This window comes from Nocardia sp. bgisy134, from assembly GCF_965341865.1.
Lineage (GTDB): Bacteria > Actinomycetota > Actinomycetes > Mycobacteriales > Mycobacteriaceae > Nocardia.
On record NZ_CBDQZP010000023.1, the window covers coordinates 121097 to 131422 of the forward strand.

Annotated in this window: 7 protein-coding genes; 1 reads left to right on the forward strand and 6 read right to left on the reverse strand. The window is 63.3% G+C overall.

The genetic code is table 11. The features are described 5' to 3' along the window. Nucleotides 1-435 precede the first annotated feature (435 nt). Nucleotides 436-804, reverse strand: coding sequence for a nuclear transport factor 2 family protein (locus tag ACRWNM_RS31690; protein ID WP_431971815.1), 369 nt, complete (start codon nt 802-804; stop codon nt 436-438). 652 nt (nt 805-1456) lie between these two features. Between ACRWNM_RS31690 and ACRWNM_RS31695 the strand changes: the two genes are divergently transcribed. Beyond that, a complete protein-coding gene (locus tag ACRWNM_RS31695) occupies nt 1457-4759 on the forward strand; it encodes a protein kinase domain-containing protein (protein ID WP_431971816.1) in 3303 nt (1100 codons plus the stop codon). A gap of 276 nt (nt 4760-5035) precedes the next feature. Here the strand turns inward: ACRWNM_RS31695 and ACRWNM_RS31700 are convergent, their stop codons facing one another. The 5 genes from ACRWNM_RS31700 to ACRWNM_RS31720 form a co-directional block, all read right to left on the reverse strand. Next, nucleotides 5036-6454 carry an NAD(P)(+) transhydrogenase (Re/Si-specific) subunit beta gene (locus tag ACRWNM_RS31700; RefSeq protein ID WP_431971817.1) on the reverse strand — a complete coding sequence of 473 codons (1419 nt, stop codon included), beginning with the start codon at nt 6452-6454 and terminating at the stop codon, nt 5036-5038. A 5-nt stretch (nt 6455-6459) separates the two neighbouring features. After that, complete coding sequence (locus ACRWNM_RS31705; RefSeq protein ID WP_431971818.1) at nt 6460-6780, reverse strand: NAD(P) transhydrogenase subunit alpha; 321 nt, start codon at nt 6778-6780, stop codon at nt 6460-6462. Continuing rightward, nucleotides 6780-7910 carry a Re/Si-specific NAD(P)(+) transhydrogenase subunit alpha gene (locus ACRWNM_RS31710; protein WP_431971819.1) on the reverse strand — a complete coding sequence of 377 codons (1131 nt, stop codon included), beginning with the start codon at nt 7908-7910 and terminating at the stop codon, nt 6780-6782. The genes ACRWNM_RS31705 and ACRWNM_RS31710 overlap by 1 nt, the downstream gene beginning before the upstream one ends. Nucleotides 7911-8145: 235 nt before the next feature. Further along, nucleotides 8146-8793 (reverse strand): TetR/AcrR family transcriptional regulator, encoded by a 648-nt coding sequence (locus ACRWNM_RS31715; RefSeq protein WP_431971820.1) that lies wholly within the window; start codon nt 8791-8793, stop codon nt 8146-8148. Nucleotides 8794-9045: 252 nt separating this feature from the next. Continuing rightward, nucleotides 9046-10221 carry an acetyl-CoA C-acetyltransferase gene (locus tag ACRWNM_RS31720; protein WP_431971824.1) on the reverse strand — a complete coding sequence of 392 codons (1176 nt, stop codon included), beginning with the start codon at nt 10219-10221 and terminating at the stop codon, nt 9046-9048. Nucleotides 10222-10326 lie beyond the last annotated feature (105 nt).

Here is a 10326-nt window from a genome sequence, read left to right on the forward strand (position 1 = left end):
GGTATCGGTGAAATCGCAGTGACGATCTCGGGTGGCAATAGGTGGTGGTGGCACTGTGCGGTGTAGAAGCGGGTCTCGATTCAGCCGTAAGGTTTGACCGTGGTATCGGTTGCGTCGTGGAAGCGCCCGAAAAATTTGTTGTCGGCGTGGTCATACTGCATGCGAGCGCCGCCGTTGTAGAGGGACGGCGCTCGACGGGCCAGGTACTAGACCGTGTGGTCTTACATGTCTCGCGAACGAAGTGCGCCCCACCAAACGGACTGCCGCATCGATACGCGCTGAGTGACCCGATCGCGATCGAAAAGGCAGCGTGCCAATCTTTCGGCGCCCATGTCGGGGCAAACGATCTATCAGCCACGGCCCACAATGCAAAAGCACTCAGTTCCGAATGGCGCCGGCCATCGGACTTCCGGTGCTCGGATGGTCGCTGCAGCTCTAGAGATCCAGTCGTGTCGCCTGCCAATTCACAACCTTCAGGTCACCGTCGTGCTGATGCCACGCGATCGTGTATCGATGCTCGAGTTCGCGTTCAAGTCCCTTCATCTCGGCCTTGATCGTCACGATCCCACTTAAGAAGGCGACCCCGCCCTTGATCCGCAAGCTGTCGTCCCGCGTGTCGATCGTCAGATACTTCGCCTTGCCCGATCGAAGCGTCTCGAGGAGCGTGTCCTTGGTGTCGATCTGGCCGCTAGCGTGAATCCACAACATGTCGTCGTCGAAGAGTCGTGAAAGCTCCTCGATATCACTGCGGATCTGCGCTTCTCGTCGCCGCAGATCCGCAGCGTAGATCTCGGCAATGTTCATTCCTGTGCTCCTCGCTCATTGCTTGCTGATCGACATCCGAGCGCCCATCGTCTGCACGTGGCCGACAAGCCGAGGAGCGCTCCCGGCCTGTGCTGGTGACGCGTCACCGACCCCTGGTGTCTCGGTGGACCACACGACATCGAGTGCTCGTGCTGGATAAGGCACCGTCACGCCGCTCGTCTGTTGGCCTCGACCGGGAATTGCGATGCGGGCCGGAGCGGGATACCAAGAGGGCGTCGAGGGCATCGGCCGCATGCCAACCCTTCCAGGAGTGGTCCACTATGCGATCCGGTCGGATCGGATAGTGGAACGATAGCGACAGCTTGTTCGACGGTCAACACATCGGCGGCGCCCTGTGATGGGCCATCGTCTGTGCCGCCAGCGCGGTCAACGCCGACTGACAGGACGGGGGACCTGCCATACCAACAACGGCGGCGCCAGTTTCGAGCCGGCCCGAGCGAGCAAAAGGGGTCAGCTCCGCCCCGCTGCTGCTCACCACCTTCTTATGACGGCGCCGATGGTCGGTGGCGCTTCATACCTTCCAGTTCGGCATGCCTCCGTCGACGTCTTCGGCGATACGCTGAGCAGTAGCGAAAGGTGAGCACATGTTGCCTGCTGTCCGGAGACCGGCTGGTCTGATCACTCCTAGCCGATGACTGATGATGATCCTTTGCGTACTCGTCGTGAGGTCGTAACGCCTCTCGCGGCGGAATTAGCGGTGGCCGGGTTCGAAGATGCGGTGGAGATCGGTCGGGGTGGTTTCGGAGTGGTATATCGGTGCTGGCAGCCGGGGTTCGATCGAATGGTGGCGGTGAAGGTGTTGACCGCGGAGTTGGATGCTGACAACCAGGCCCGGTTTGTTCGGGAGCAGCGGGCAATGGGCCGATTGACCGGGCACCCGAACATCGTCACGGTGCTGGAGGCGGGAGTCACCGAAAGTGGAAGCCCCTTCTTGGTGATGCCGTATCACCCGCGGGATTCGCTGGGTGCATGGATCCGCAAGAACGGTCCGCTTGCGGTGCAGGACGTGTTGAGAATCGGGGTGAAAGTCGCTGGAGCGCTGGCCAGTGCGCATCGGCTGAACATTGTGCATCGGGATGTGAAGCCGGGAAATATTCTGCTCACCGAGTATGGAGAACCGGCGTTGACCGATTTTGGTATAGCGCACATCGTCGGTGGATTTCAGACGTCGGCAGGCACGCTGACTGGATCGCCGGCGTTCACCGCTCCGGAGGTTCTCGAGGGCGAGACCCCGACCTCGGCCGCGGATGTCTACGGGCTGGGAGCCACTCTGTTTTGTGCACTGACCGGGCATGCCGCGTTCGAGCGTCGTAGTGGTGAGAACGTGGTGACCCAGTTTCTGCGGATCACCACCCAGCCAGTGCCGGACCTGCGAGCCAGCGGCATACCTGATGATGTGTCGGCGCTGGTGTCGACGGCGATGAGCCGGGATCGCCGGGAGCGGCCGTCGGCGACGAAGCTCGGAGAGGCCATCCAGCAGATCCAACAGCGTCGCGGTTCAGTAGTGAGTGAGATGGCGGTGCAGGGCGAACCGATTCTCGAACACCGGCGCCGCACGTCATCGGAGCGGAGAAGCCCCGCGTCGCTTGCGGCGATCGGCGGCGGCAGCGGTGGTTTACCGCTCGAGTTGACCAGTTTCGTCGGCCGGCGCGTTGAGATGTCGGAGGTGAAGAACAGGCTGGCCACGTCCCGACTGGTGACGTTGACAGGCACTGGGGGCGTTGGCAAGACGAGGCTGGCGCTGCGCGCCGCGACACGGGCGCGAGGCGATTTTGCCGACGGGGTGTGTTTGGTCGACCTGGCCGAGGTGTCCGATGGTTCCCTACTAGTAGATGTGATGGCGGCGACCCTTGGGGTGCGGGATGAGTCCGCTCGACCGCTGCGCGAAGTCTTGATCGAGGTCGTGAGCTCCCGGGAAGCTTTGCTCGTATTGGACAACTGCGAGCAAATTGTCGAGGCTGTCGCGGAGTTGGTCGAGGCGTTGCTGCGGACCTGTCCGGATGTGCGGGTCCTGGCCACCAGCCGCGAACCGTTGAACATCGCAGGGGAGGCGGTGTTGCGGGTGCTGCCACTGACCGTCCCGGATCCGCACCGAAAGCCGATGCTCCTGGGGCTGCCGCGCTTCGACGCCGTGACACTGTTCATCGAACGTGCCGCCGCGGCCGTGCCCGGCTTCGAACTCGATGAAGACAACAGTGCTGCCGTAGCCGAGATCTGTGCCCATTTGGACGGGTTGCCGCTGGCGATCGAGCTCGCCGCAGCTCGGATGCGTACACTCTCGCCTCAGCAAGTACTGGCACGGCTCGTCGACCGGTACACACTACTGACCCGCGGCAGCCGCACTGCACCGACACGGCAACAAACCCTGCAGTGGTGCATTGATTGGAGCTATCAGCTGTGCACCCCGGTCGAACAGCGACTGTGGGCTAGGCTTTCGATATTCGCGGGCAGCTTCGACCTCGACGCCATCGAACAAATCTGTGGCATCGCCCGCACCGCTGATTCGGAACCCGACGCCAGCGAGCAGAATGCGCTGGATGCACTGTCCTCCCTGGTCGACAAATCGATCCTTATCCGAGAGGCATCCGGCGCGGTCGTGCGTTTCCGTATGCTCGAAACGCTACGAGCATACGGTTGGCAGAGGCTGCACGGCTCCGGCGAATACGAGGATCTGCGCCGACGACACCGCAACTGGTACCAACAGCTGGCACTCGACGCCGAAACCGAATGGGTCAGCGACCGGCAGCCCGAGTGGTTAGCCCGCCTCGACCGCGAACAACCCAATCTGCGCGAAGCCCTCGAATCGTGCCTGTCCGAGGACAGCGACGAGGCCGCCGTAGCAGGACTGCGCACTACCGCCGCCCTGTTCGAGTTCTGGAGTTTCCGCGGTCTGTACGGTGAAGGCCGATCCTGGCTCGACCGCATTCTCGCCCACCCCAGGGCGCAATCGATACCCCACCGCGTCGGGGCTCTCTGTGTCGACAGCCAGATGGCCGCCCTGCAGGGTGATTTCGAGTCCGCACGCACCCTCCTTGCGCAAGGGCGAACGGTCGCCGAACAAGCGCCCGCTGCAGCCGCGGAGGCGCGAATTGCCTACGCCGAAGGCATTCTGGCACTCACGAGCGGCGAACCTGTCAATGCGACCGCCGCGTTCGAACGTGTCGTCGAGGCATCAACCTCAAATAGGGCCGGAACTCGCTACATCAGTGCGCTGATGTTCCTGGCTTGGGCATATGAATTGCGAGGTGAGACAACTCGCGCGATCGAGCTGTACCGTCAAGTGCTTTCACTCACCGAAGTCCTCGGTGAACTGCACTATCGTTCAGGTGCGTTGCGCGGCTTGGGCGTTGCCGCATGGCAGCAAGGCGAGCGATTCCAGGCCCGAAAGCTGCTCGAAGAAGCGCTGCGCGTGAACCGGCGCTTGAAGAGTCCCTATGTGATTGCCTTCAGTCTCGCGGCGCTGGCCTGGACTGTCGCCGATGACAGCGACGCCGAGCGCGCGGCTGTTCTGTTGGGAGCTGCGGAAGGACTCTGGCCGGCGGGAAGCAATGTAAGGAGAGTGTTTCCGAATTTGGCCCGCTTCCACGACGAATGCGAACGGGCTACACGTCATGCTCTCGGCGCACGAGGATTCGACTCGGCTTTCCGGCGAGGCCATGAGATGGGGATGGACGCCGCTGTTGCCTATGCACTCGGAGAGCCCACCGGCATGACGCCGGCATCAAACCTGTTCGCGAAATTGACAAAGCGTGAGCGGCAAGTCGCCGACCTGGTAGCCCGGGGGCTCAGCAACAAGCAGATCGCAGCCGAACTGGTGATCTCGCAGCGCACCGCTCAAGGCCACGTCGAACACATCCTGACCAAGCTGGGATTCACTTCGCGCGCACAGATCGCGGCTTGTGTGGCGGAGGAGGCACAGCGCGAGAGCCTTTGACAGCGTGGTCCGCTCATGACTTCCTGCATGGCGTGGTTGTACCGTCACCGCGCGGCCGGGCAACTACGCGGTGACGGTACACCGCGCCATGCAGCAGTGGCGCGGGCCTGGGGGTGTGCCGCCACCGTGGGGGTAGTCACGGTGGCGGCACGCGCGCCACGGCGGGTAAGTGTGGCGCGGGCTCTTAGGATGTGCCGCCACCGCGAGGCAGGGAGGTCTTCACGGTGGCGGCACGGCGCGCCATTGACGGTTGTGGCGCGGGTTTCAGGGGCGCTGCTAGAGCGCCTTGAGTTCTTCGGTGACTGTGCCGACGGATTTCTTGGCGTCGCCGAAGAGCATGGAGGTGGTGTCGGCGTAGAACAGCGGGTTGTCGATGCCGGCGAAGCCGGAGTTCATCGACCGCTTGAGCACGATCACGGACTTGGCCTGGTCGACGTTGAGGACCGGCATGCCGTAGATCGGGCTGGAGGCGTCCTCGCGGGCGGCGGGGTTGGTGACGTCGTTGGCGCCGATGACCAGGGCGACATCGGTGCGGCCGAACTCGCCGTTGATGTCGTCCATTTCCTTCATCGCGTCGTAGGACACCTCGGCCTCCGCCAAGAGCACGTTCATGTGCCCGGGCATGCGACCGGCGACCGGGTGGATGGCGTATTTGACCTCCACACCCTTCTTCTCGAGCAGCTCGGCCATTTCCTTGACCGCGTGCTGAGCCTGGGCGACGGCCATACCGTAGCCGGGGACCACGATCACCTGGTTGGCATAGGCCATCTGGATCGCGGCATCCGCGGCGGAGGTGGCCTTGGCCTGCTTCTGCTCGCCACCACCGGCACCGGGTGCGGTGCCGCCGCCACCGAATCCACCGGCCACGATGGCCGGGATGGAGCGGTTCATGGCCTTGGCCATCAGGTTGGTCAGGATGGTGCCCGACGCGCCGACGATCATGCCCGCCACGATCATCGCGGTGTTGTTCAACGCCAACCCCGCCGCCGCGGCCGACAGGCCGGTCAACGCATTGAGCAGCGAGATGACCACGGGCATGTCCGCGCCACCGATCGGCAGCACCACCATCAGGCCGAGCACACCGGCGGCCAGGAGCAGCAGCACCATCCACCACCACGGTGCGCCACCGTCGGCGGCGCCCAGGCCGATGACCACGGCCGCGGCGATCGCGACCACCAGCAGCAGCAGGTTCAGCGGCTGCTGGAGGCGGCCGATGCCGATCGGCTTGCCGGGCAGGATTTCCTGGAGCTTGCCGAAGGCGATCAGCGAGCCCCAGAACGAGACCGAGCCGATGATCGCGGCGAACAGCGAGCCGACGATGATGTGCACGGTCGGTTCTTCCCCGTGCTGGAAGTCCGAGAACCCGGTGGTGCCGAGGAATTCGGCCCATGCGATGAGCGCGACCGTGCCACCACCGACACCGTTGAACGCGGCCACCAGCTGCGGCATCGCGGTCATCTTGGTGAACCGCGCCGGTGGCACACCGAGCCCGACACCGACGACCAGGCCCGCGACGATGATGATCCAGTTGCTGGTGTCGCGCACCGCGATCAGGGTCGCGATGACCGCGATGCCCATACCGACCGCGGCGATCCAGTTGCCGCGCACCGCGGTCTTGGGACCCGTCAGGCCCATCAGACCGTAGATGAACAGCGAGAACGCGACGATGTAGAGGATGTTGACCAAGTTGTCCATGACGTTTACTCGCCCGCCTTCTCGACCGCGGCGACCGGCTTCTTGCCCTTGAACATGCCCAACATCCGGTCGGTCACCACGAAACCACCGATGACGTTCAGGGTTCCGAAGACCACGGCGACGAACAGAATGAGCTGGATGCCGATCGAGGGATCCTCCACCCGGCCCAACGTCACCAACGCACCCAACACCACGATGCCGTGAATCGCGTTGGTACCCGACATCAATGGCGTGTGCAGAGTGTTGGGGACCTTGGAGATGACGGCGAAACCGACGAACCCGGACAGCACCAGGATCGCGATGTTCGCCAACAACTCGGTATACATCAGTTCACCTCGCCGTCGATCGGGTTACGGGTCACGCAGGAGTCGGCCAGTATCTGATCACTGAAATCTGGTCGCAGCACGCCGTCTTTCAGCATGAGCTCCAGCAGAGCCATGATGTTCTTGGAGTAGAGCTCCGAGGCGTGCTCGGGCATCGTGGCGGGCAGATTCAACGGCGAGGCGATCGTGACATCGTGGCGCACAATGGTTTTGCCCGGCTCGGTGAGTTCGCAGTTACCGCCGGTCTCGCCGGCGAGATCGACGATGACGCTGCCCGGCTTCATGCCCTCGACAGCGGCGGCGGTGACCAGCCGCGGGGCCGGGCGACCCGGCACGAGCGCGGTGGTGATCACCACATCGAAACCTTTGATCGCCTCTTCCAACGCCTGCTGCTGCTCGGACTTCTCCTCGTCGGTCAGTTCCCGGGCGTAACCGCCTTCACCCGCGGCGTCGATACCCAGGTCCAGCCACTGCGCACCCACCGACCGCACCTGATCGGCGACTTCCGGGCGCACGTCGTAGCCGGTGGTGCGGGCGCCGAGGCGCTTGGCGGTCGCCAGCGCCTGCAGGCCCGCGACACCCACGCCGAGCACCAGCACCGTCGCCGGCTTCACCGTGCCCGCCGCGGTGGTCAGCATCGGGAAGAAGCGAGTGGACTCCGATGCCGCCAAAAGCACGGCCTTGTATCCGGCCACATTCGCCTGCGAGGACAACGCGTCCATCACCTGCGCACGCGAGATACGCGGAATCGCCTCCACCGCAAACGCCCGCACGCCCGCCGAATACAACGCCTTGATCTTGTTGTCCGGGCCGCGCGGCGCGAGGAAGCCGATCAGCGTCTGCCCGATCGGCATTCTCCGCACTTCGGCATCGTTGGGTGGCGCCACCTTCACCACCACGTCCGCTGACCACGGATTACCGATCGTCGCGCCGGCATCGACGTAGTCGTTGTCCGAGATCAGTGCTCCGAGTCCGGCGCCGGGCTCGATGATCACCTCCACGCCCTGCTTCAAAAGGCTCGGAATGACCTTCGGTACCAATGCCACGCGCCGTTCGTCCACGTTCGTTTCACGAACCACGCCGACGCGGGCTTTTCGCGACACTGCGGCATCCGCGGTGTGCTTCGTATCCATTGGTGAGGCTTCCTTACTTGCGCTTGCGGCACTAGTTTCGACGTGACCGCTGGCAACTCATTTCGGTTAATCGAGGTTATCTGAAATGTCAGTTATTGTCTACTAACTGATCTAGGTATGGCGCGGTGGCGTGCCGGGCGGGATGAGGGAGAGTGGTTGGGGGTCAGGCACAATGGATTCTGCGGATCCATCTCACGGATCGCTGATCAGGGAAGGGTCTCTGACGAAAGGGGGCTCATGTCTCTGGTCTGAAGAGGTCTGTAATGCTCAAGGGTGCGGGGGAGAGTGGGCGCCTGGGTGTCGTTGTGGCACAGATTCCGTCGAGGGTCAGGGCCAGGTAGCGACGCCAATTGTTCTGCTGCGCTGTGTGAGTGAGGGCGACCACGGGGCCTATCATGATGATAATGGTGTAGATGTCGGATGCTTCGACATCGGGCCTCAGATGGCCAGATTCTTTGGCGCGCCCCAGCAGCATTGTCAGGGGTTCGTCGATCGACTTCTGGATGAAGTCGAACAGTTTCGTTCCTTCCCGGACTCTGGACAGCAACTCGCAATAGGCCCGACTGTTCGCGACTTGCTGACCGGCGTACTCCAATAGTTGCCTAAGTCCTTGCCAAGAATCTGGATTCGCTGAAGCGAGTTCAATTGCCGCAGCGAATTCCTCGACATACTGCCGCTGCACCTGAGCGATCAGCTCCTGCTTGTTTGCGTACCGCCGGTAGATGGTTCCGATACCGACGCCGGCCAGTTGGGCGACCTCGTCCAGGGTGATGTCCACTCCGTTCTCGCCGAGTAGGCGATGTGCGGCGGCATAGATGCGTTGTTGGTTCAGTGCGGCGTCGGAACGTAATCGCCGAGGCTTTGTCGCTGCTGTACCACCCATGTGAATCAGTCTGTCGCTGACGCATGTTGGGGACCGGTCGTCACTCTCTGCCGCCCTTCCCGTTCGCGATCGGCGTTGCTGGCTCGATCGGTTGTTGCTTCGTATCCAGGAACACCGTTCCGATCCAATCGCTTCTGTTGGTGGGATGCTTGGGCCTCCGTCCGGTCGGGGCGGGTGGCGGAGCTGGCTCCTTGGAGTCAGCTTGGTTGTAATGGCGCATCGCCATTGGCGGTGTCGCAGGGTGCTGATCGGTCAGGCGCGGACGATGAGGGCGTCACCTTGGCCGCCGCCACCGCAGAGCGCGGCCGCGCCGATGCCGCCGCCACGGCGGCCGAGTTCCAGTGCGAGGTGCAGCACGAGGCGTGCGCCGGACATGCCTAATGGGTGGCCGATGGCGATGGCGCCGCCGTTGACGTTCACTTTCTCCGGAGCGATGCCGAGCTTGCGGGTGGAGGCGATGCCGACTGCAGCGAATGCCTCGTTGATCTCGACCAGATCCAACTGCGTGGGCGAAATACTCTCGCGGGCACAAGCTTTCGTAATGGCGTTGGCGGGCTGGTCTTGCAAGGTCGAGTCTTCACCGGCGACCATGCCTGTCGCGCCGATCTCGGCAATCCAGGTCAGGCCCAGGTCTAGTGCCTTGGTTTTGCTCATCACTACTACCGCTGCGGCGCCGTCGGAGAGCTGTGAGGCGGAACCCGCGGTGATGGTGCCGTCCTTGCGAAACGCGGGTTGCAGTTTGACCAGGGACTCGACGGTGGTGTCCGGTCGGATGCCCTCGTCAGCAGTGAACAGTAGCGGGTCGCTGTTGCGCTGTGGAATCGACACCGGCACGACCTCGTCCTCGAACAGGCTGTTCTTCCACGCGGCCGCGGCCTTCTGATGCGAGGCGGAGGCGAAGGCATCCTGGTCCTCGCGGCTGATCTTGTCCGCCTCGTTGCGCTGCTCGGTGAGGGCGCCCATCGGCTGATCGGTGAAGATGTCGTAGAGGCCGTCGTAGGCCATGTGGTCGCGCAGAGTGGCGTCGCCGTACTTGTAGCCCTCGCGGGAACGCTTCAGTAGGTGCGGTGCCTGCGACATGGACTCTTGGCCACCTGCTACCACGATTTCGCATTCGCCGGAGCGAATCAGCTGATCCGCCAATGCGATTGCGTTGAGTCCTGACAGGCACACTTTGTTGAGAGTGAGTGCGGGTACGGACATCGGAATGCCGGCGGCGACTGCCGCCTGGCGGGCAGGGATCTGGCCGGCGCCTGCGGTGAGTACCTGGCCCATGATCACGTAGTCGACCTGCTCCGGCCAAATCCCGCTCTTCTCCATGGCTGCCTTGATGGCGACGGCGCCGAGATCGGAGCCGCTGAAGTCCTTCAGCGATCCAAGCAAGCGGCCCACCGGGGTGCGTGCCCCGGAAACGATGACCGATTGAATTGTCACGATGTAGCCCTCTCTGTGGTTCGTAGTTGTCGCGCGGAAACGCTTCCCAGCGCTCAGACCCCGAGTTCGACCAGTAGGTCTCCGCCCTCGACCTGCTGT

Bases quoted from the DNA above. Each gene is read 5' to 3' on its own strand.
- ACRWNM_RS31690 (WP_431971815.1), bottom strand. From the start codon at position 804: ATGAACATTGCCGAGATCTACGCTGCGGATCTGCGGCGACGAGAAGCG.
- ACRWNM_RS31695 (WP_431971816.1), top strand. From the start codon at position 1,457: ATGACTGATGATGATCCTTTGCGTACTCGTCGTGAGGTCGTAACGCCT.
- ACRWNM_RS31700 (WP_431971817.1), bottom strand. From the start codon at position 6,454: ATGGACAACTTGGTCAACATCCTCTACATCGTCGCGTTCTCGCTGTTC.
- ACRWNM_RS31705 (WP_431971818.1), bottom strand. From the start codon at position 6,780: ATGTATACCGAGTTGTTGGCGAACATCGCGATCCTGGTGCTGTCCGGG.
- ACRWNM_RS31710 (WP_431971819.1), bottom strand. From the start codon at position 7,910: ATGGATACGAAGCACACCGCGGATGCCGCAGTGTCGCGAAAAGCCCGC.
- ACRWNM_RS31715 (WP_431971820.1), bottom strand. From the start codon at position 8,793: ATGGGTGGTACAGCAGCGACAAAGCCTCGGCGATTACGTTCCGACGCC.